Source organism: Achromobacter sp. KK8 (assembly GCF_054188005.1).
In genome coordinates, this window is the sequence record NZ_CM135178.1 from 1,270,878 (window position 1) to 1,293,311 (window position 22,434).

Below are 22,434 nucleotides of genomic sequence, written 5' to 3' on the forward strand. Positions count from 1 at the left end.
CCCAGCATTACGCTGCACCGCAGCAATCAAGGAGCGAATATTGACCCTGCAGGCCCCGCCCCCGTCCCGGCCCGTTTCTTTCCTGCAGGCATTCCTCCGCTCCGAAGCCCTTGGCGGCTATGTCCTGATGCTGGCCGCCGTGGTCGCCCTGGCCATCGCCAATAGTCCGCTCGCCCCCCACTATTTCGAAGCGCTCGGGGCCAAGCTGGGCTTCCAGGCCGGCCCGGTGATACTCAAGGAATCGGTGCTGCACTGGATCAACGATGGCCTGATGGCCGTGTTCTTCCTGCTGGTCGGGCTGGAGATCAAACGCGAAGTGCTGGACGGCCAGTTGCGCGGGGCGGCCCGCATCGTGCTGCCGGGCATCGCCGCCCTGGGCGGCATGGCGATGCCCGCCCTCATCTACGTCCTGGTCAACCTGGGCGGCCCCGACACGCTGCGCGGCTGGGCCATTCCAGCCGCCACCGACATCGCCTTCGCCCTCGGCATCCTGGCCCTGCTCGGCAGCCGCGTGCCGACCTCCCTGAAGGTATTCCTGACCGCGCTGGCGATCCTGGACGACCTGGGCGCCATCGTCATCATCGCGCTGTTCTACACGTCCGAACTGAACCTGTTCGCGCTGGCCATGGCCGGCGCGTTGCTGGCCTGCCTGGTCTGCCTGAACCGGGCGGGCGTGCTGCGCCTGGCGCCCTATCTGCTGATCGGCGTGGTGCTCTGGTATTTCGTGCTGAAGTCCGGCGTGCACGCCACGCTGGCCGGCGTCGCGTTGGCCCTGACCATCCCGCTGCGTCCGCAGAACCAGGGCCACGCGGGCGCGCATTCGCCGCTGCACGCGCTGGAACACGCGCTGCACAAGCCCGTGGCCCTGCTGATCGTGCCGCTGTTCGGCTTCGCCAATGCCGGCGTGTCATTCGCAGGCATGGGGCTGTCCAGCCTGGCGCAACCCGTGCCGCTGGGCGTGGCGCTGGGCCTGTTCCTGGGCAAGCAGCTGGGCGTGTTCGGTTTCGCCTGGCTGGCCATCCGGTCCGGCATCGCCAGCCTGCCGCGCCATGCCAGTTTCACGCAGCTGTATGGCGTGGCCCTGCTGTGCGGCATCGGCTTCACGATGAGCCTGTTCATCGGCGCGCTGGCGTTCACCGATCCGGCCGCGGTCGATGCCACCAAGATCGGCGTGCTGACCGGTTCACTGGCCTCGGCGGTGGCGGGCTTCCTGCTGCTGCGCGCCAGCGGCGCCACGGAAAGCGAGGCCAAGGCCACGGCTTGGCTCGGTACGCCGCGGAAGTAGACTGGTGGCATCCCCGACAGGAGCCGCCATGAAGCCGTCCGCCATCTCCGTGCAGCGCGTCTATGAAGGTATCGGCCCCGATGGGCACTACCGGGCCCTGGTGGACCGCATGTGGCCCCGCGGCCTGCGCCGCGCCGACCTGGCGCTGGACGAATGGGCCAAGGACCTCGCTCCCAGCAGCGAACTGCGCAAGTGGTTTTGCCACGTCGACGAACGCTGGGACACCTTCCGCGAGAAATACCTGGCCGAACTGGCCGAACCCGAGCAGCAGGCCCGCATGGACGCCCTGCTGCAGGCCGCCGGCGAGCGCCCGGTGACCCTGCTGTATGGCGCCCGCGATACCAAGCACAACCAGGCGGTGGTATTGCGCGACGCGCTGCAAGAATACGCCCGGCATCACCGCAAGCGCCTGGCGCGGGCCGGGGGCTAGGCCCTCGACACGCCAATGCTGTCCGCAAGGGGCGCGTCGACCCGCCGACGCGCTTCGCGTGCAGCCTAGCCGCCCGCCTTCGTCGGGTTGGACAACGGGAAGCCGCTGTCGGTCAGGCAGGCCTTGATCCAGGCATGGTCGTCGCTGTCGTCGACCTCGCCATCGAACTGGGGCAAGGGCTTGGACGAATACGTCGGCGCCTTCACCTTGGGGCCCGTATTCCAGCGCGCGTCGTCGTCAATGCTGCCCGGGCAACTCGCGTCGTTGCCGTTGTACGAGCAGGACGCGACCGGCACCGGCTTGTTGTCGACCACCTTGGCCACATAGCGCTGTACGTACACCGAGCCGGTGGCCCAATACTCTTCCGTGCTGCAGACGCGATCATCGTTCTGGTAATGCCGGGTCGAAAAGCAGGCGTAGTACTTGTAGTCGGGCGGCAAGACATCGCATGACGTCTCATAGCCCGAGTAAGGGCCGCCCGTGAACTGCTTGCGGAACTCGCGCTGGCTCAACGCCACGCGGATCAACCTGGGAAGACTGTCGCCCTTCCCGCGTTCCTTGAACTCGCTGGCGCGGGAGCGGATCAGGTCGGCCGCGACGGCGCCCGGCGTCTTCTCATCGGGCAGCGATTCGGGGTCGGACACCAACCCCTCCAGGCGCATGTTGCGGGCCTCGATCCAGCGGCGCTGGCTGTCCACCAGCATCGCGCGGATCTGCGCATCCGGCGCCTGCTTGAGCAAGGCGGCGTAGGCCCGGTTCAACTCGGCGTCGGCGGCCACCGCGCCGCGGTCCGAGCAGATCAGCTTCTCGGCGGGCGTGCCGGCCTTGTGGCAATCGATCGCCCACGCCGGCGCCGACAGGGCGCCCAGCCCGGCCAGGCACAGCAGCCGCGCCGCGCGATTCGTGAAACCCATGGTGTTTCTCCCTGGCGCCTGGCCGCTGGTTCAGCGGCTGACGACCTCGCTGTCTTCCATGACGATGCGGTAGCGGTTGCGCAGGTCAAGGACGTAAGTGAAATTGGAGGTGCCGGTCGCGGTCTTGCCGCGCTCCGGACTCGACACCTTGAAATCGTAGAGCCCCTTGACCATGCACATCTGGTCCTGGCACTTGGCCTTCAGCGAATTCTGGTCGACCACGAAGCGCCGCACCGGCCAACGGGCGAAGTAGGCCGTCTTGTCCGCCAGGATCTCCGACTTCGGGCGCGACTTCTTGAAGTAGTCGACCGTATCCGCGTAGAACTCGCGCGTGAAATTCATCGCCTCTTCATTGGTCCCGCTGCCCGCCTGGATCATCAGCGTCGCGGCGTTGATCGCGCGCTGCTCGTCCGAGAGCGGCGCCGGCGCGGGAGGATTCTTGGTCATGTACGGATTGGTCACCGGCGGGGGGCCGGATGGCGCCGGCGCGGCATTGGGCGCGGCCGGCTTGCGCGGCGGCAGCCGGGTATCGTCGTCCGGCGCCTGGGCCTGCGGCGCGGTCGCGGTGGCGGGTCCGGCCGCCGGCACCGTGCGCGGGGCGCCGCCCTGCTGCGGCTCGCTGGAAGCCGTCTTCACATTGCCCGTGCGGTTGATGCCGTACTTGGCGATTTCCTGCGGCGAAAAGAAATACATGTCCTTGGACGGCGTGCTGAACATGATGCCCAGCACGTCCGCCGACACCCCGTACTTGGGCAGGGTGGTGACGATATCCGACACGCCGAACTGGGCCTGCTCGCCCGTCATTTCGGGCGCGGTGATCTGGTGCACGCCAAGACGGCCTTCGGCCAGCCGCTGGCGACCCGCGAAGAACACGAACGCGCATGCCGAGGCACAGTAGCTGTCCTTGGGGATGTAGGTATTGAGCCCGCGCTCGTAGACCTCCTCGGCCACCACCAGCCCGATGTGCACCAGGCCGCCGCCATTGTTCTGCAGGATCAGGGTGGAGATGGTCGGATGCTCGCGCAGCGCCTTCTTCATGTGCAGCAGGTCGTTGGCGCTGACCGCGCCGACGTAGATCAGCAGGTTCGGCTCGCTGGGCAGGTAGAAGAACGGGCCATAGCGCTCGGGCTCTTCCTTTTGCTGCGCGGGCGCCTGGGCCTGGGCGGGCGACATGGAAACACCCATCAGGGTGAGCGCCAGGCTCATGCCCAGCGCCGTCAGTTTTCTTTTCAGCATTCTCAGTCCTTGTCCTCGCAACGCATGCCACGGGCCGGATCGCCTCCGGGGTCGTTTTCGCTTCGCGCCGCCACATCCGCGAGATGGCGCGGCCCCCTCGAAACCGGGATTTTATCCATCTCGCCGGACATCGCCATTTTTCCGGCCCGTTGCCCCGCCCCGCGCGCCAGGCTAGCGCGCCTGGCAAGCCTGCACGCCATCGGCAATCGCGCGAGCCAGCCGCTGGATGGTCTCGGGCTTGGCCAGCCGGGCTTCCTCATCCGGGTTCACGATCACCCCCGCCTCCACCAGCACCGCCGGCATCGTGGCGGTCTTGAGCACCGCCAGCCCATCGTAGCGATGCACACCCAGGCGCGGGTCCAGCAACGGCCGGTTTTCACCGGCGATGGGTTCGGCGTGATACAGCGACGGCTTCTCGCCCGCCGCCAGCAGCGCTTCGCCGATCGCCTTGGCGCAGCGCAGGCTGTCCTCATAACGGGGATTGAGCCGCGACACGAAAATAGAAAACCCCGCGAATTCGCGCTGGCGGCCGGCGTCGATGTAGTGCTGCTGCATCGAGTCGTGGTGGATCGAGATGAAGAAATCCGCACCCGGCGCGATCCGGGTACGGCGACCCAGCGGCACCTCGGCGCCGTCGGCCGACACCCGCGTCACGCGATCACCCGATGCCTGCAGGTCGGCCGCCACCGCGCCGCTCAGGTCCAGGTTGTACAGGTACTCCACCCGCCCGCTGGCGCCTGTCGCGCCCGGCTGCCGGGGCGTATGGCCGGTGTCGACCACGACATGGGCGGCCTGCGCCAAGCCCGCCGCCAACCCCAGCACGGACGCCGCGATGCGGCGCGCCCATCTGCCCGCCATTTTCCCGCCCACTCGACCATCCATGACTGCTGGCACGTTTGTCTTCGCCCTGTAAAGAACCCGGGTAGCCACCCCTGTGGCGGCACCGACTGCCGCGGATTCTCGCGCAGCCGGCCGCGGCCGGCAATGGCAGCTTGCAGCGCTGCGGGGCGGATTCGTAACAACCCACGCATTGCCCGTCGCCTGTCGTCCACGATTGCCTCTCACCCGCGCATCGCCGCATGAACATCGGCGCGATGCCCGCGTGGAAGCAAATGACATGGATGGTTACCGGCGCGTGGCGTTCAGGCCGCTCTCATTTTGGCGCGCTACCATCAAAGCCATGCCCCTCGCATCCGCGGGCGCATCCCGGCTCGCGGCATCCTTACCCGGAGGTCCCCAGCATGAGCAATCTGAACGGAAAAGTCGCCGTCGTCACCGGCGCCGCCAGCGGCATCGGCAAGGAAATCGCGCTGACCCTGTCGCGCGCCGGCGCCGCGGTCGCCATTGCCGACTTGAACCAGGCCGGCGCCGACGCCGTCGCCCGCGAAATCGAACAGGCCGGCGGCAAGGCCATGGGCGTGGCCATGGACGTCACCAACGAAGACGCCGTCAACCAATGCATCGACCGCGTCGCCGCCGCCTATGGCAGCATCGACATCCTGATCTCGAACGCCGGCATCCAGATCGTCAATCCCATCGAGAACTTCGCCTTCGCCGACTGGAAGAAAATGCAGGCCATCCACGTCGACGGCGCGTTCCTCACCACCAAGGCCGCGCTCAAGCACATGTACAAGGACGATCGCGGCGGCGTGGTCATCTACATGGGCTCGGTGCATTCGCACGAAGCCTCGCCGCTCAAGTCCGCCTACGTCGCCGCCAAGCACGCGCTGCTGGGCCTGGCGCGGGTACTGGCCAAGGAAGGCGCCAAGCACAACGTGCGCTCGCACGTCATCTGCCCCGGCTTCGTGCGCACGCCCCTGGTCGAAAAGCAGATTCCCGAGCAGGCCAAGGAACTGGGCATCAGCGAAGAAGACGTGGTCAAGAAAGTGATGCTGGGCGATACCGTCGACGGCGTCTTCACCACCGTCGAGGACGTGGCGCAGACGGCGCTGTTCCTGTCGGCCTTCCCCAGCGCGGCGTTCACGGGGCAGTCGTTCGTGGTCAGCCATGGGTGGTATATGCAGTAAGTCTTGATATCCTTGGGTCGCGGTCAGGCGCGCTTGCTTCCTGTACGCGCCGTCCGATTTCGACTCGAGGATTGCCATGTCTTTCAGCACCGACGCCTGGGCGCGCAACGCCGCGCTGTACGAAAAAACGCGCACCATGCCGTTCAACCAGGAACTGGCCAGCGGCCAGCTCAGCGAACAGGCGTTCCGCCACTACATGATCCAGGACGCCCACTACCTGCTGGCCTTCGGCCGCGCCCTGGCGGTCGCCGCCGCCAAGGCCGACCATGCCGACGGCGTGGTGCAGTTCGCCGACGCGGCCAAGAACGCCGTGGTGGTCGAACGCAGCCTGCATGAAGGCTTCATGAAGCAGTTCGGCATCGACGCCGAGACCTTCGCCAGCACCCCGCTATCGCCGGCCAGCCATCACTACACCAGCTTCCTCATCGCCACGGCGTGGAGCGCGCCGTACCCGGTGGCGCTGGCGGCGTTGCTGCCGTGCTTCTGGATCTATGCCGAGATCGGGCGCGACATCCACTCGCGCGCGACCCGTCCGAATCCGTATGGGGCGTGGATCGATACGTACGCCGGGGAGGAATTCCACGCGCTGGTGCGTGAAGTGATTGCGTCGGTGGACCAGGCGGCCGAGAAGGCCTCGCCCCAGACGCGGGACGAGATGCACCGGGCGTATACGCATGCGGCGCAGTTGGAGTGGATGTTCTGGGATTCGGCATATCGGCTGGGAGAATGGGCGGTGTGAGGGACGCGGCGGCGCCTGCCGCGTGACAGGCGCCTTCCCTTACAGGTGTCGCTTGAAAGCGATGATGGCCGCGCCAACCGCGCTGGAGGCCTGCGAATAGGGCGTGCCTGTGCCCATCTCCTTCTCCGCCTGCTCGTACTGATTGCTGTTGATCAGACGGGCGATCTTGCCTGCCTCGGCATGAAACGCCTTGTGCTTCTGGACGATCGCGCCAAACTCGGGCTTCGCGCTGTACTTCAGCTTCCCTTCCCCATATAGCCAGACCCCGAGCTGGCAACAATTGTCCTTGCCAATGGTTTCCGCATCCATCTGCTCCTTTCTGCTGATGGCGGAACGGAACTTCAGTTTCCACTCGGCGTGCTTTTGAATCGATTCATCCAGGTTCATGCTTGGCTCCTTCAACTGAGGCGGCAACGATTGATTTGCCCCATTTGGAAAGAGTAGAGAATCGAGACTGGGCACGACTTGTTTGGCGTCATGGACCTGGGTTGCGGGCAGCCGGAAAGGGGCGGGGCGGGAGAATATCAGACTAAAGGTGGATGCGCGCGGTGGAGCGAACCTCCATCACACCCTCGTATAGTTCCAGTACCGACACATCGAAGGTGCCACCGCCCAGATCGAAGACTAGGAATTGGGTCTCGTCTTCACGTTGATGCAGACCATACGCCAGCGCCGCCGCGGTCGGCTCGTGGATGAAACGCTCGACCTTCAGGCCAGCCAATTCGCCTGCATCGCGGCTCGCCTCTATATATGTGTGCTTATCGAGTATCGAGCATAATTTTGGATGCGACTATCGAGATATTTTTGACTCTTTATGGGCACATCACGCTCGAGATATCTTAACAATGCCTTCAATAAACGTCTGCATAGAGCGGAGGGCATCTGACGCCCTTTTCGCAAATGCTGGTTTATGCGAATCTTGACTCCTGATAGCTCAGACTTCGCAGTACGCCATTGCATTAATCGAGGCCACAATCGCCTCATGCAATCTGCAGTTCATTCAACTACAACTCTCGGAAACAACTCCACTGCCGATGGCTGCTATTGTTCCATTTTCTACCAAAGCAAACTAAAAATTGGTCCAATAAAATATACTAACCTATCCACTTAACCTCAAAATCAGCTAGCTGAGTTTGAAGTTCTGCCTCACGCTCGAACCAGCAATCAAACCCCTCAGTATCACTTCTCTTCAAGTAAAGATAATATCCGCCAGTGTCGCCATCACGATCATCAGCAACAAGGATTTCCCAGCCAGAATATTCGCCACTTACAACAACACCCCTTCGAACAATAGACATATTTACACCTCAGTCCTTATAGGGAACATGATTGTTAGAAACATATTTCCCAGTCACAGGGTCTTTAACTCCAAAATGCACATGCGGAACTCCCGGAGCGTGTGCTCCTGATATAGATCCTGAGTCGATACGGAACTCCTTGGTGCCATCGGCGCTATGAAATACCCCAGAGCCAGGCCTACCGATTTCCCTGTATCCGGGACCGAGATATTTCTGTCCTGCAGATAAGGCCTCATCGGTTGTGAGCGTCATAGAGCTCGTGAAATTTTTCTTACCAGATAAAGTTTCACTGATAACTTGATCTACGCGCTGCGCGGCACCTGCCTCCAGTTGAATCTGCTTTTCAGCATTAACAAAGGATTTCCAGTTTTCAGTAGGACCAGTTAATGGAGTACGCTGTGTCGTAGTCGCTTTTGCACCGCTAAGGGCCGACGCCTTGGCCTCCTCAGCTACCGATTGTATTCTCCGGCCCGCTGCTGATCCGCCGCCCTTTAGCCCCGCAGCCAACGCTGGCGGCACAAATGCCGCAGCCAGCGTTTCGCGCCGCATCGCCTGCAAGTCCTGGGCCTCTTGCTGAGTCAGATAGCCGCTTTCATACAGTTCCTGCCCCGACATCGAGGCCAGCCACGGACCGTTGCCGGCCGCTTCGAGTTCTTGCTGGGCGGCATACGCCCGCCACTCTAGGTTCGAATAGTATTGCTTGCGTGCCTGCAGCAAGTTATTGGCAGCTGTGGCCGCTTCCGTGCGATCCAGACTCTTGGCCTGCTCCTCAAGCGCCGAAATATCGGCGCGCAATTCTTGCGCCGCCGCCACGCAGGCGCCTGGGTTCTCAAGGCACGCACTGTCCGCTGCATAGTTGCGTTCCGTGCTGATGGCCTGCAGCCTACGGACCTCCATCTCAGCTTGCTTGCAAGTCCCCCCCTTGCATTCCTTCCATGCTTGAAGGGCCGCGAGGTACGACTTGAGCTCGTCTGGCTTGAGATAGTTGTTTTCGGTCTCGTTGGTAGCCGCGAAAACCGCCTCGGCGCCAGACACGCCTGACGCTTGCGCGATTCCCGCTACCAGCGAGCCGACCAGGTTGCGACGTACCTCCTTCTCTTCCGGGGTCATCTTTGATGCATCACCACTCAGCAACGCATTAATCACAGCCCCGGAACCCGCACCAAGTGCTCCCGCGCTGCAATCGCTGCCCTTGCCGGCGGCCCCCGCACATCCCACAATCGCGTGCATTGCGGCGCGAGCGGCTTCCGCCTGCGGCCCGTCTCCCAGTGCCGAGACAATTTCCTTTACCTGGGACGCCGCCAACCCTTGCAAATAGTTGACCGCGACAGCCTGTATCGCGTCACCGGTGGCGCCGGTCACATTGCCGCTCACCGCCCCCAGGATCGCGGTCAGCCAACGACGGCTCTCGCCACCCGGCCCCCACGTCTTCGCATCCTCAAGGGCTTGCCGCAACTGATCTCGACGGGGTCCTTCAGGCTCATTCTTCAGCGCATCTTCCAGCGCTTTGGCTTCCTTGGCCCGATTCGTCAAGAACTGCCCCACCTGCCGCTGAGACTCCGCCACGATCTCGAACCCCGCCTCGATCTTCTCCTTGTCAAAGATCGGTTTAAGCGCATTCAAGGTATCGGACGACGTGTCACGATTGAGCGAGGCGATCGTCTCGGCCGCCGTCATTCCCGTCAGATTTTGCTGAGCAACCTCATCGCGGATCAACACCGTGCCGCCGCTGATCGCGCTATACGTGGTCGAGCTGTCCCGGCCGCTGGCGGCTGCCACCACCGGGGTGCCCATCCCCAGCCCGCCCGATGTCTGCGGCACGCTCGTGCCCGGCTGCGCCTTCGAGCCACCGGCCACGTTGCCCTTGGCGTCCGTACCCAGCCCAGCATCCTTGCCACCATCCTTTCCGCCCGAGCCGCCCCATCCGTACCCGCCGCTGATCCCGACCTGGCTCGCCTTGTAGCTGGCGCTGTTCTTCAGGTTCTCGGTCACCAGCGTGCCCGTCGCCAGCGTGTTCAGCCCCTCGGCCACGGCCTTGTCGCTGCTGGCGATGAGCCCGCCTATCAGTGTCGTGTTGTTCTTGACATCGACGATGAAGCCGCCATCCCCCGCCTTCAGGCCCGCCTGCTCCGAGGCTGACTTGAAGTTGCTCTTCATCTGGCCTTGCGACACATTGCCAGATATGGTGCTGGTGCAATACCCATAGCAAAGACTGCCTGCGATGCCCGCGCTTTGCTGTTTGGACGCGTAGGTGCTTATGTCCTGCAAGGTCTCGATGCGCAGGTTGTTGCCGACCGACGCCACGATCCGATCAGCCTGGCCGATGGCGCCGATCAACGACGTGTCGCCGCCAGACTGCAGGCCAAGCACCTTGCCCGCCGTCACCGTACTGCTGGTCCAGCTGGTGTCCTTGCCATCGGCCTTGCCGCGCGCGGCGCTGGCCGCGACGTTCAGCGTGAAGCCCACCCCCTGTGAGCCCACAGTCACACCGACGCCGATACTGGCGTTGGTGCTCTTGTTCGTGCTGTGCTGCTCGAAGGTGTTCTGGGCGGCGCGCAGGGCAATGTCACCGTCCGCCTTGATGGCCGCGTTGTTGCCGGCCGACAGGCTCGATCCCGTCACCGTAACGTTGGAAGCCTGGCCCCCGCCTTGCGCGATAACGGTCAGATCCCGTCCTGCAGCCACGGTGGACCCACGAACCGACGCGGATTCGCGCTTTGTGGTGCTTTGGCTCTTGCTCGATCCCAGGTCGATACTGATGTTCAGGCCGCCCGCCGCACGGGGATCTGCCTGAATCGCGTCATAGGCATTGACGCCGGCCAAGCCGGTCGTGGCCAGGGCTAGCCCCTGCATGACCTTGTTGTCGGTCTTGCCCGCCGCGTTGCTCATCTTGCCGGCGGTCTGCATCGCACTCAACAGCGGCGTGCTCGCGTTGATGCTCAAGCCGCTCTGTTTGACCTCGTGGAACTCCTTCTCGCGCGCGGTATCGACTGCGGCCGCGATGTTCACGTCACGCCCGATCAGCGTCACATCGCCTTGGCGCGCCAGCACATTGCTGCCAACAACATTGAGCGACTTGCCGGCGTTGATGAGCGCGTTACCCTGGACACTGCCCACCGTGCTCGCGGTATGCAGCACCTTATCGCCATCCAGAATATCGGTCTGTTGGCGCGAGCCATAGCTCAGACCCCCCATCGCGCCAAAACCAGATTTCTTGACCTTTTCGTACTGGTACTCCTCCGACGTGTTCTGCGCTGCCACGATATTGACGTTGCGGTCAGCCGACATGACAAGGTCGTTCTGGGCTGCCACATTGGAGCCAACGACGTTCAGGTCGCGTCCGGCCATCAGCACTGCACTGTCGCCCGTGAAAGTCGAGGAAGCCGATGTTGTCCAGTCCGACTCGGTCTTGCGGTGTTCGCTCTTGCTCGACAGGAACCCGCGCTTCTTGTAATAGGTCTCGCTGTAGGCGTAATTGCTGTCGGTGCCGGCAACGACATTGATGTCGCGTCCCGCCCCCACGGCCAGCTGCTTGTCCGAGGTGACTTCGGCCGCGCGAGCGTTCACGTCCTGTCCGGCAATCAGCGTGAGGTTGCCGCCAGCGACGATGCGCGATCCCACTTCGGTGGCCGACCGCATCTCGGAGCGATTCTTCTTGCCGTAGTCGTATGACTCGGCATACCGCTCCTGCTCGGTGGTCAGGTTGATATCGTTGCCCGCCTGGATACGCGCGTCCCCGGTCGCGGCAATACCCGCGGCCTGCGCGTTGACGTCGCGCCCGGCTTGCACGTTCAAGTCACCGGCATCGATACGCGCCACGCCGTCGACCCGCGTGCTGCTGACCCCGCCGCTGGCGTTCGATTGCGTCGAGGCTTTCAGATTGACATCGCGCCCGGCGCTCAACGCGACCTTGTCACCCTTGAGCAACCCCGCCAGATTCTCGATATCGTTGCGCGCCGCCAGGTTTACTGTCTTGCCCTGCATCGAGCCAACGGTATTGCGTACGTTCTCGGCCTCGACGATCAACGCGTTGCGCGCGCCGATGGTGCCGCTGTTATTGACGTCGCCCGAGGTGTTTATGCGCGTGTCGCGCCCCGCGATCAACGTACCGTCGCCACGCAGGTCGCCCGGCTTGACGGCAAGATATACCTGCGGCGTAAGCACCGTCTGCTGGCTTCCATCAGGCAGCGTGACCGTCTGTTCCACCAGCCACACAATGTCGCTGGTCAGGTGCCGCATCTGGTCTTCGGTCAGGGCCGTCCCCACCGTCAGCCCGTATTGAGTGGCGAAGTCGGCGCCCGCGGCCAGCAGGGCCTTGTACTGGGTTTCATTGTCGGTATAGTCGCCGACGAAGCGCTGCCCGGTGGCCAGCATGATCTGCTCGGCGACCATCTTCTGCTCATAGAAGCCGTCGCCCAGACGCTTGAGAATGTGGCCGCTGTCCTGGTTGATTTTCTGCAGCAGGAAGTCGCTTGATACGGGTTGGCGCTGGCCCAGGAACCGGCTGTCGGTGGCGATCAGGTACGGCGCTTCCGGCGCCGTCATGACCCGATACAGGGCGTTGGTGGGAACCGTGGGCGGCAAGGTGACGACCCGAATGATCCCCTTGCCTGGCAGGCCGACCTCCAGGACCCGCGCGGGCGCCTGAATGTTGGCGATGGCGCTGGCGCCTGGCGACCGATTGCCGGTCTGGGGCGGCGCGGTATTGCCGTCCGAGCTGGCCACGGCCAGTTCGATGCGCTGGGGCGCCACGACGTCCTTGTAGTCGGAGGTGCTTTCATTGCGATCTTGCCCTTTGCCGACCGTGCGCACTTCGATGCCTGTCCGCTCGATTGAACGGACACCTTCGGCGCCCAGGTTATTGATCGCGGGACCCACCACCGACAAGGTGCCACCGGCGACAATGCGGCTCTTGTCATTGGTGACCGTACCGGTGAATGTGGCGGCGCCGCCGACAATGATCTTGGCGGGATCTGTCGACAAGGTGCGGCTTTCCATGACGACTTCTTCAACCTTGTAGTAGAAGAAGTTCTTGACCAACCTGCTGTTGAAGTCCGCGTTGAAGGCGTAGATCTTTCCCGCGAGTTCATCGTGGCGCGCCTTGTTCAGGGCCAGCGCCTGCTCGCGTTCCGGCGTCGATACGAGGCAAATCTGATTGCCGTTGCATTTCTGTTCCACCATGGGAGGAACAGCCACGGGTTCGGCGACATCGAACACGCTCCAGATGCGTTCGCCCGCCTTGTAGCGCGGCCCTCCTGGCTCGGTGGCGCAAGACCCGCCGGCATCGCCGCCGGGTCCGTCGCAGACATATTGGTCGGGCAGCCACGCAGGCGGAATGGGCGCGCTGACGCCGGCCTTGCCCCGCTGTCCCTTGAAATAGTCGAAGGGCGGCCCGTAGCGCGACTCGGGGTATTTTGTGGACGGCAGCAACAGGCGCCGCTCCGAATCGTCCTCCAGGAACGTCACGGGATCACGGCCGCACAGTTCCGTCACGGCATCGCAGAGCCACAACTTGGAGCCGTCAAGGAACTCGGTGGAATTCTCCAGGCGGTAATACAGCTTGGGACCGCGGCCGACCTCCACCGTTTCGCTGGCAAAGTGCAGATTGCGGTTCTGGATACTGGCCGCGGCGATGTCTGCGTTGCGCTCGGCCTCGATGGTGGCCGATTCGTTGGCCAGCAGTGTCGCCTGCCCCGCCGCCTTGCCGGCGCCGTCCAGCGCGCCGCCGATCCGCAGGTCGCCTGCCGCATAGATCAGCGCATGCTCGCGGTTGGTCAGCGTGCCCACGCCCAGGTCCATGTCGCCACGAGAGGCGATGACGGCGTTGGGCTCGTTCTGCAGCAACGGCGTCTGGATGCCTATGCGGTCGCCATAAATGCGTCCGGTGTTGACCAGGTTGCCGGCGGTGATGCGGGTGTAGCCGCCGTCGATCAGGCCGGCGTTGGCCAGCAGGCCGCCGATGACCAGTTCGTTGTTGCGCACGGCGATCAATTCACCGCCCGCGCGGTTGGTGAGCGTATCCGCCGTTATCTTCAGGTCCTGGCCCGAGTGGATCTTGCCATCGTTGTCCAGGTTGCCGGTCACGAGTTCCAGCGATGCTCCCGCGGTCAGCGCGCCGCCCGTGTTGGCCAGGCGGGTGAAAGCCAGCGTGGCCTTGGCATCGGACGACACGTTGCCACGCGCGTTCTCGAGCGTGCCGGTGGTCAGCGCCAGGTCCTGTCCGGCGCCGATACGGCCGGCCTGATTGTCGACCGAACCGGTGTTCAAGGTGACCTGCTTGCCCATCAACCCGAGGGCCCCGGCAGTGGTGCCGCCAGCGCCCGCGATACCGTTGGCGAGCGTGTCGCGGTTGTTCAAGCTGCCCGCGTCCAGGGCCAGGCCATTGTCGGCCTGGATCAGGCCGCCGCTGTTGTCGAGCACTCCCTGTGTCTTGAGCGTCAGGCCGCTCGCGGCGACGATACCGCGGGTATTGCCCAGGCGCTGCGCATTCAGCGTCGCCTGGCCCTGCGCGGCGATGGTGCCGCCGATATTGTCGACGGCGCCGTCCGCATTCAGATCGAGCGCGCCGCCGGTCGCGATGCGCCCGCCCGCGTTCTCCAAGCTGCCCGTCTTCAAGTCGGCCGAACCGCCATACAGACCGCCGCCCTGGTTGCGCAGCGCGCCGGTGTTGGCGATGGCCAGCTTGCCATCCGCCTGCGCCACGCCAGCGCGGTTGTCCAGGCTGGCCGCCTGGATCTCGGCGCTGCCGCCCAACAGCTTGCCGCCCCGATTGTCCAACGCACCCGCCGTTTCGACACGGAGCGCGCCATTGGCCTGGACCGATCCGCCCTGATTGTCGATGCCGGCGTTGCCGCGCAACGCCACGCTGTCGCCCGAAACCACTCCCCCCGCTGCGTTGACCAAGGATTTGCCGCTGATGTCGACGGCGCCCGCGCCTGCCAGCGTGCCGCCGGTGTTGTCGACCACGCCTGCCACGCGGCCCTCGAGCGCGCCGCCGCTGGTGAGTTTGCCCGCGGTGTTGTCGAGGTTGGCGGCGCGCAGCGCCACCGAGCCGCCATAAACGGCGCCGCCGCGATTGCTGATCGCGCCGCTGGCGTCCAGCGTCAGTAGCCCGCCGGCGACGAACTTGCCGCCGGACAGGCCCAGCACGCCGGCGGTTACCGTGGCATCGCCGCCTGCCACGAGCGAGCCGGGGTTGAGCAGCTGGTCGACCCGCACGCTCAACGCACCCAACGGACTGATGGTGCCGTCGCTGCGCAGGCCTGCCGTGAATGCGCCCGGGTTCTCCATTTGACGCGCCACGATGCTGGCGCCCGCGCCAGAAGACATGGCGTTGTTGTTGGCGAACTTGCCGGCGGCGTTCAATGCCAGCGCGCCGCCCGCGGCGGCCGTGCCATCGTTGATGATGTCGCGTCCGCTTCGGACCGACAGGTCGGTGGCGGCCTGCAGGCGGCCCGACGGCAGGATCCTGACGTCGCCATTGGCGCTGACGGTAAGGGTGCCGGTCAGGGCCGCCAGGTTGCCGCCCACGTTCACGCCCACGCCGGCCTCGGTGCCGATCAGGCGGATGCTGTTGGCGTACATGCCGCCCAGGGCCGCCACATCCAGCGCGACGCCCGTGCCGGCGCCATCGCCGGCCAATGCCGACACATCGATGCCGTCGTAGCCCACGCGCGCGGAGCCCGCCACCACGTTCAGGCGATCAGCCCACACCTGCGCGTTCAGCTCCAGTGTTCGAGCCAGCAGGTCGACTTGGCTGAGGTTCGCGCCATACAGGCCCGCGCCCTCGATGGCGAGACGACCGCTGGCAATGTCAAAGCCCAGGGTGCCGTCCGGACCGATCACCGGCTTGCCGGTGGTCAGCGTGGCGCGGTTGGCATTCAGGAAGCCGCAGCCGTTGCAAGTAATGCCGGCCGGATTGGCGACGATGACGTTGGCGCGGTTGCCCGCGACTTCCAGCATGCCCATCAAGCGCGACGGATTGTTTGCTGTGACCTGATTCAGGATGGTGGCGGCGCGCTGGTTGCCCAGCATCGGATTGCCCGCCACCTGGCCTGCCAGTTGCGTCTGGCTCGCCGCCCCGCTGTTGTTCAGCACGACGCCCGAGGGACCGACGTTGAACTGGGTGTAGCGGTTGTTCGAGACGCCGCCGGCCGAGGGCGGGGCGATATTGACCACCGGCACGCCATTGGCCACGCCCACGACGGGCTTCTGGCCCGGCACGCTCTTGTCGACGGAGATGGGCAGGGTCTGCGCCAGGACGGGCGTCCAGATCTGCGTGTACAGGACCAACCAGACAACTGCGGAGCGAAGCTTGGACATGGCGAGGCAACTCTCGGTAAGCGTGAAGCAACTTGTCGGACGGCGGCCGGGGCGCACGGACCCCGCCCGGTCTAGAACTCGAACATCAGCGTGGCGGCGAAGACCGTGCTTTGGGTCTTCAGGTTGTCCGGCTTTTTCAGCGGCCAGCCGGCCGACAGGTCGTAGCTGGCGTTGACCGCATTGGCAGCGCCGGGGATGGTGATGCGGCCGCGCAAGCCGGCCACCGCGCCGACCAGCGTGCGGCTGGCCAGGTACTCGGCCGAAGGGCCGCCAACGCGGCCGGCATCCAGGCCCGTGTAAAGTTGCTGGCCCAGGTTGCCCAGGTTCAGCGACAGGTCATTGCGCAGGGTCCAGCCGTCTTCCGCGGCCAGCGTCATCTGGCCATCGAAGCCGCGCACCGCATAGCGGTTGCCGATGGTGAAGTAATCCGCGGGCACGATGGGCGTCTTGGCGTGCTGGATCTGCCAATTGGCCTGGTAGGCCAGTTGCTGGCCGGCCACCTTGAAGGGCAGGTAGAGGCCGGCGTTGGCCGTCAGGATGGTGCTGCGGCCGTTCCAGTCGGGATCGCCGTAGACGTAGCCGGGCTGGTCGGAGAACTGCGGCAACGTGCCGCGCACGCCGCCGCCAAGATCCAGCACCATCTGGTCGATGTATTGGCGGTGGCCGTAGCTGAACTCGTAGCCGACCACGTCGCGCCGCTGCACCTCGATGTCGATGTCGTTGAGGGTGCTGTTGGCACGCTTGCGCAGGAACTTCAACATGGCGGTGCCCTTGTAGCTGGCGCCGCGGTACGGCACCACCGACACGCCCGCCTCGATCTGCTTGCTGGTGCCGCCGTAGACGATGGGCTCTTCGAAACCGGCCACCGTCTGGCGATAGCGCGACTTGCTGGCGCCGGCGAACAGGGTCCAGTAGCCGAACGGAATGCTGTAGTTGACCGACGCGGCGCGCGAGCCGGCGTCGTTGTTGCGCAGGTCGGCGTTGCTGTTCCAGGACACCGACAACTGGTCGTACAGGAACAGCGGCGAATCGAGCGTGAGTCCGGCGTTCACCTGGTTCTTGCCGGTCGATTCCATGCCGGCGTTGTCGCCACCCACGTAGGCATGCCAGCGCTTGCCGGTGCCGGGCTTGATGATGATGTCGGAATCGCCCAGCTCGGGACCGGGCGCGACGTCGATCGACGCGTCCGCCTGGCCGGCCAGGCGGCGGATATTTTCCAGCGCCTGGTCCAGGTCACGCTGATTGACCTCGCCGCCCGGCCAAGTGGGCAGCGCGGTGCGCCACCAGCCGGGCGCGCCCTCGCTCTTGACCCCGGAGATGCGGCCGGGCACGTAGCGCAGGGTCAGGGTGCCGCTGGCCAGCGATTGCTCCGGCACCAGCACGCGGGCGGTGATCAGGCCGCGGTCGATCAGCCGGGCCATCAGGTGGGCCTGCAGGGCTTGCAGGCCCCGGCCGCCCACGCACCGGCCCAGCGCCGCCTCGCTGTCGCGGCGCAGCGCGGCGGGTGGCGGTGAACCGTCCCAGACCACCTTGTCCAGCGTGAAACAGGGAGACTCCACCGGAAACACCAGCGGCCCCTCGCCGGCGCCTGTGGACGGCGCCGACAGCACGTCCGGCCGCTCGGCGGCGCGGGCGCGCTGGGCGTCCAGCTCCTGCTCCTGGCGGCGCTGGATGTCGCTGGCGCGAGTGGCGGCCTCTGCGGGCAACGATTGCGCGGCCAGCCCAGGCGGGATGGTCAGCGAGGCGATGGATGAAACGCACAGCGCCAGGCAGGGAAGCAGCCTCTGCCGGAGGCGGCTTCGCGGTACGATGGTATGCACTTGTTTCTTATTGAAATTGCCGGTTTCTTTCAATAACGGAAGGACATCGCGTTAATTAAGCGCATATTTCAATTTATGCCGGCTTTTTCAAAGGTTTTTTGGCGACAATCGAAAATATGCAGCGTGGAGCACGCGGCCATTCTGTTACGCACTCTTACGCCGCTAAATTAGTCGCTCGGCCCGCTCATGGCGATAGGAACAGTCTGAAACTGCCGGAAAATCATGGCCGCGCCGGTACCTGTGACGCGCCCCGCGCTGTGCCAAAATCGCGCCCATGCCGATCGATAACCGCCTGATTCCCTCCGCCCTCGCCGCCCAGACGGCACAATTGCCCGCCGCCTGGCAGGCCGCCCTGCAGGCCCCACGCGTCGCCACGGCGCTACAGGCCGTGACCGCCCATGTGGAAAAGCGCCTTGCCGAAGGCGCGGTGATCTATCCGGCCACGCCCTTTCGCGCCCTGCACGGCCTGGCGCCCTCGGACGTGCGAGTGGTGATCCTGGGCCAGGACCCGTATCACGGCCCTGGACAGGCACAAGGGCTGGCATTCTCGGTGCCGGACGACTGCAAGCGTCCGCCCAGCCTGCGCAACATCTTCAATGAAATCGCGCAGGAATATCCCGGCACGCCGCTGCCGGCCGGCAATGACCTGACGCCGTGGGCCGCTCAAGGCGTGTTGCTGCTAAACACCGCCCTCACGGTGGAGGACGGGCAACCCGCGTCCCACGCCAAGCGGGGTTGGGAAACCGTGACGGACGCGCTCATCGCCCTGGTGGCGCAAGACCCGTCTCCGAAGGTTTTCATGCTGTGGGGCGCCCACGCCCAGGCCAAGCAGGCGTTGCTTCCGCACGACAGTGGCCATCTGGTGCTGATGGCCAATCATCCTTCTCCCCTGTCCGCCCGGCGCCCGCCCGTGCCGTTCCTGGGCTGCGGCCATTTCCTGGCGACCAACCGGTGGTTGAGCGACCAAGGGAAAAACCCTATTGATTGGAAGCTGGACAAAAAAATAATTCCCGCACAAGGCGAATTCGGGTTATGATCGCCGCACTGCACCAAACGAGTTCGGCATTTACCGCCTTGATTTAGCGGAAATTTCAGCAGTCTGCCGGGCAACCAAGCCCAGCCCCATGCCGAACATCATCGATTCCTGACCTCCTTTCCTTTCGCCCTGCGTTCCAAGCAGCATCACGGGAACGCGCCACGCGCACGGTTGATTCGGTCGGCACGATGCTCCATCAACCGTCGCCTGGATCCGGCCGCCTAATCCCCTGGCCCGACCAAGCACTGCGCCGCATTTGATCGCGGCAAGGGAAAGTAATGTCTTTCGAAAACCTGGGCCTGGCGCCCGCCCTGCTGTCGGCCCTGCAAGACGCTGGCTTCACCACCCCCACCACCGTTCAAGCCTCGGCCATTCCGCAGGCGCTGGCCGGCCACGACCTGATGGTGTCGTCGCAGACCGGCAGCGGCAAGACCGCCGCCTTCATGCTGCCGGCGCTGCACCGCATCGCCCAGATGCCCGCCAACAAGGGCGTCGGCGTGCAGGTGCTGGTGCTGGCCCCGACCCGCGAACTGGCCCTGCAGGTCACCGACGCCACCGCCACCTACGGCCGCAAGCTGGCCGACCTGCGCACCGCCACCGTCGTCGGCGGCATGCCCTATGGCGCCCAGCTGAAGGCGCTGTCGCGCCGCGTCGATGTGCTGGTGGCCACGCCCGGCCGCCTGATCGATCACCTGAATTCGGGCCGCGTCAAACTGAACACCGTGCACACCCTGGTGCTGGACGAAGCCGACCGCATGCTGGACATGGGCTTCATCGAGGATATCGAAACCATCATCAGCCGCCTGCCGGCCGAACGCCAGACGCTACTGTTCTCGGCCACGCTGGACGGCACCGTTGCCAAGCTGGCCGCGCGCATGATGCGCGACCCGCAGCGCATCGAAGTCGCCGGCGCCAAGGAAAAGCACACCAACATCACGCAGAGCCTGCTGTACGCGGACGACGCCAGCCACAAGATGCAGCTGCTGGACCACGTCCTGCGCGACGCTTCGCTGGACCAGGCCATCGTCTTTACGTCGACCAAGCGCGGCGCCGACGATCTGGCCGACCACCTGGCCGACCAGGGCTTTGCCGCCGCCGCCCTGCACGGCGACATGAACCAGCGCCAACGCACCCGCACGCTGTCGCAGCTGCAGCGCGGCCAACTGCGCATCCTGGTCGCCACCGACGTGGCCGCCCGCGGCATCGACGTGCAAGGCATCAGCCACGCCGTCAACTTCGACCTGCCGATGCAGGCCGAGGACTACGTGCACCGTATCGGCCGTACCGGCCGCGCCGGTCGCAACGGCCTGGCGTTTACGCTGGCCACGCATTCCGAGCGCCACAAGGTGCGCCGTATCGAACACTACATTGGCCAGTCCATCACGCCCGAAGTGATCGCCGGCCTGGAACCCAAGCGCACCCCGCGTCCGTCGACCGGCGGCGCGCCGCGCGGCGGCAAGCCTTTCGGCAAGCGTCCGGGCGGCTTCGGCGGCGGCTACCAGGGCCACCGTGACGGCGGTTCGCGTGAAGGCCGCTCGTTCGGCGGTCCGCGTGGTGAATTCAAGCCGCGCGAAGGCGGCTACCAGGGCGCCCGCGAAGGCGGCGGCTACCAAGGCAACCGCCCGTTCGGCGACCGCCCGGCCCGTTCGTTCGGCGATCGTCCCAGCTTTGGTGATCGTCCCCAGCGCGAAGGCGGCTACCAGGGCAATCGTCCCTTCGGCGACCGCCCCCAGCGTGAAGGCGGTTTCCGTGGCGGCGACCGTGATTCGCGCCCGAGCTTCAGCGACCGTCCCAGCTTCGGCGATCGCCCGCAGCGCGATCCGCGCCCGTTCAACGAGCGCGGCCCGCGTGAAGGCGGCTTCCGTGGCGGCGACCGCGATTCGCGTCCGAGCTTCAGCGATCGCCCCAGCTTTGGCGACCGTCCGCAGCGCGAAGGCGGCTTCCGCGGCGGCGACCGCTCGGAAGGCGGTTTCCGTGATCGTCCCAGCTTCGACAAGCGTCCCGGCGGCCCCGCCAAGCGCTTCAGCAAGCCGGCCGGCGCCCGCCGCGGCTAAGCCCTGATCGGCACCCAGCAAACCCCGCGCCTGTCGCGGGGTTTGTTTTTTGGGAAAATGCCTCATTCACGACGTCCCGTTCCCCGCCATGCAACGCCCCGCCCCCGCCAACCTGCCCCCGCTCTCCCCCGCCGCCCAGGCCCATAGCGACGCCGCCGCCGCGCATCTGCGCAGCGCGATCGCCGCCGCCTCCGGGTGGCTGCCGTTCGACCACTGGATGGCCGAGGCGCTGTATGCGCCGGGACTGGGCTACTACGCGGCCGGCAACGTCAAGCTGGCCCAAGCCGATGCGCGCGCGCCCGCAGGCGATTTCATCACCGCGCCGCAGCTGACGCCGCTGTTCGCCCGTACCCTCGCGCGCCAAGTCGCCCAGGTGCTGCGCCAGACCGATACCCAGACGGTGCTGGAGTTCGGCGCCGGCACCGGCGCGCTGGCCGAAGGCGTGCTGCGCGAGCTGGATGCGCAGGGGCTGCAGGATACGCAGTACCTGATTCTCGAAGTGTCGGCCGACCTGCGCGCGCGCCAGGCCGAGCGGCTGGCGCCGTTCGGCGAGCGGGTGCGCTGGCTGGATGCGCTGCCCGAACGTTTCCGCGGTTGCGTGCTGGCCAACGAGGTGCTGGACGCGATGCCAGTGTCGCTATTCCGCTGGAGCGATGACGGCGTGGTGCTGGAACGCGGCGTGACGCTGGACCCGGCCCAGGGTTTCATCTGGGAAGACCGGCCGGCTCCGCGGCGCCTGGCAGAGGCGGTGGCAGCGCGCATGCCGGCGTTGCCGGGGTATGTGTCCGAGATCAACCTGCAGGCCGAAGCCTGGATCGACGGCATGAGCGGTTGGCTGGAACAGGGCGCGGCGCTGCTGGTCGACTATGGCTTTCCGCAGGGTGAGTACTACCACCCGCAACGCGCCGGCGGCACGCTGATGTGCCATCTGCGCCACCACGCGCATGGCGATCCGTTCACCGCGCCGGGGCTGCAGGACATCACGGCGCACGTCGACTTCACCGCCATGGCGGATGCGGCGCAGGCAGCGGGTCTGCAGGTGCTGGGATATACCTCGCAGGCGCGCTTCCTGATGAACGCCGGACTGATGGAGTTGCTCGCGCAACTGGATCCGACCGACGCGCGGACCTACGCGCAGGCGGTGGCGCCGGTGCAGAAGCTGCTGTCGGAAGCCGAGATGGGCGAACTGTTCAAGGTGCTGGCGGTGGGCCGCGGCATCACGCAGCCGCTGATCGGCTTTGCGCGCGGCGACCGCCTCGGCAAGCTGTAGGAA

The 22,434-nt window shown here is 65.5% G+C and carries 13 protein-coding genes and 1 pseudogene; 7 read left to right on the forward strand and 7 right to left on the reverse strand.

The window, feature by feature from the left end; genetic code table 11:
* Nucleotides 1-40 precede the first annotated feature (40 nt).
* The gene (nhaA, locus tag ACVN9Z_RS05880; protein WP_458213221.1) at nucleotides 41-1,285 is read left to right on the forward strand and encodes a Na+/H+ antiporter NhaA; all 1,245 of its coding nucleotides are present in this window, start codon (nucleotides 41-43) and stop codon (nucleotides 1,283-1,285) included.
* Nucleotides 1,286-1,313: 28 nt separating this feature from the next.
* Nucleotides 1,314-1,715 carry a DUF488 domain-containing protein gene (locus tag ACVN9Z_RS05885; protein WP_076407789.1) on the forward strand — a complete coding sequence of 134 codons (402 nt, stop codon included), beginning with the start codon at nucleotides 1,314-1,316 and terminating at the stop codon, nucleotides 1,713-1,715.
* A gap of 65 nt (nucleotides 1,716-1,780) precedes the next feature.
* Here the strand turns inward: ACVN9Z_RS05885 and ACVN9Z_RS05890 are convergent, their stop codons facing one another.
* The 3 genes from ACVN9Z_RS05890 to ACVN9Z_RS05900 form a co-directional block, all read right to left on the reverse strand.
* The gene (locus ACVN9Z_RS05890; protein ID WP_458213222.1) at nucleotides 1,781-2,629 is read right to left on the reverse strand and encodes a lysozyme inhibitor LprI family protein; all 849 of its coding nucleotides are present in this window, start codon (nucleotides 2,627-2,629) and stop codon (nucleotides 1,781-1,783) included.
* Between the two features lie 30 nt (nucleotides 2,630-2,659).
* Nucleotides 2,660-3,865, reverse strand: coding sequence for a COG3904 family protein (locus ACVN9Z_RS05895; RefSeq protein ID WP_020925945.1), 1,206 nt, complete (start codon nucleotides 3,863-3,865; stop codon nucleotides 2,660-2,662).
* Between the two features lie 171 nt (nucleotides 3,866-4,036).
* The gene (locus ACVN9Z_RS05900; RefSeq protein WP_045952945.1) at nucleotides 4,037-4,723 is read right to left on the reverse strand and encodes an N-acetylmuramoyl-L-alanine amidase family protein; all 687 of its coding nucleotides are present in this window, start codon (nucleotides 4,721-4,723) and stop codon (nucleotides 4,037-4,039) included.
* Nucleotides 4,724-5,106: 383 nt separating this feature from the next.
* Here ACVN9Z_RS05900 and ACVN9Z_RS05905 point away from each other — a divergent pair, with 383 nt between their 5' ends.
* Together ACVN9Z_RS05905 and tenA are read left to right on the forward strand one after the other, a co-directional pair.
* Nucleotides 5,107-5,892, forward strand: a complete 786-nt coding sequence (locus ACVN9Z_RS05905) for a 3-hydroxybutyrate dehydrogenase (protein WP_458213223.1) — start codon at nucleotides 5,107-5,109, stop codon at nucleotides 5,890-5,892.
* 76 nt (nucleotides 5,893-5,968) lie between these two features.
* Entirely contained in the window at nucleotides 5,969-6,631 is a 663-nt protein-coding gene (gene tenA, locus ACVN9Z_RS05910) for a thiaminase II (protein WP_026382094.1), read from the forward strand.
* Nucleotides 6,632-6,670: 39 nt separating this feature from the next.
* Here tenA and ACVN9Z_RS05915 read toward each other — a convergent pair whose 3' ends face one another.
* The 4 genes and pseudogenes from ACVN9Z_RS05915 to ACVN9Z_RS05930 form a co-directional block, all read right to left on the reverse strand.
* A complete protein-coding gene (locus tag ACVN9Z_RS05915; RefSeq protein WP_006389811.1) occupies nucleotides 6,671-7,018 on the reverse strand; it encodes a CZB domain-containing protein in 348 nt (115 codons plus the stop codon).
* 157 nt (nucleotides 7,019-7,175) lie between these two features.
* Nucleotides 7,176-7,376 (reverse strand): annotated as a pseudogene (locus ACVN9Z_RS05920) (Hsp70 family protein); the annotation flags it as partial.
* Between the two features lie 562 nt (nucleotides 7,377-7,938).
* Nucleotides 7,939-16,251: a hemagglutinin repeat-containing protein gene (locus ACVN9Z_RS05925; protein WP_458213224.1), complete on the reverse strand. Its 8,313-nt coding sequence runs from the start codon at nucleotides 16,249-16,251 to the stop codon at nucleotides 7,939-7,941.
* A gap of 71 nt (nucleotides 16,252-16,322) precedes the next feature.
* Complete coding sequence (locus tag ACVN9Z_RS05930; protein ID WP_458213225.1) at nucleotides 16,323-18,071, reverse strand: ShlB/FhaC/HecB family hemolysin secretion/activation protein; 1,749 nt, start codon at nucleotides 18,069-18,071, stop codon at nucleotides 16,323-16,325.
* 274 nt (nucleotides 18,072-18,345) lie between these two features.
* Here ACVN9Z_RS05930 and ACVN9Z_RS05935 point away from each other — a divergent pair, with 274 nt between their 5' ends.
* The 3 genes from ACVN9Z_RS05935 (at nucleotide 18,346) to ACVN9Z_RS05945 (ending at nucleotide 22,431) form a co-directional block, all read left to right on the forward strand.
* Nucleotides 18,346-19,107: a uracil-DNA glycosylase gene (locus tag ACVN9Z_RS05935; RefSeq protein WP_049054922.1), complete on the forward strand. Its 762-nt coding sequence runs from the start codon at nucleotides 18,346-18,348 to the stop codon at nucleotides 19,105-19,107.
* A gap of 278 nt (nucleotides 19,108-19,385) precedes the next feature.
* Nucleotides 19,386-21,161 (forward strand): DEAD/DEAH box helicase, encoded by a 1,776-nt coding sequence (locus ACVN9Z_RS05940; RefSeq protein ID WP_458213226.1) that lies wholly within the window; start codon nucleotides 19,386-19,388, stop codon nucleotides 21,159-21,161.
* Between the two features lie 88 nt (nucleotides 21,162-21,249).
* Nucleotides 21,250-22,431: a class I SAM-dependent methyltransferase gene (locus tag ACVN9Z_RS05945; protein ID WP_458213227.1), complete on the forward strand. Its 1,182-nt coding sequence runs from the start codon at nucleotides 21,250-21,252 to the stop codon at nucleotides 22,429-22,431.
* Nucleotides 22,432-22,434: the final 3 nt, after the last annotated feature.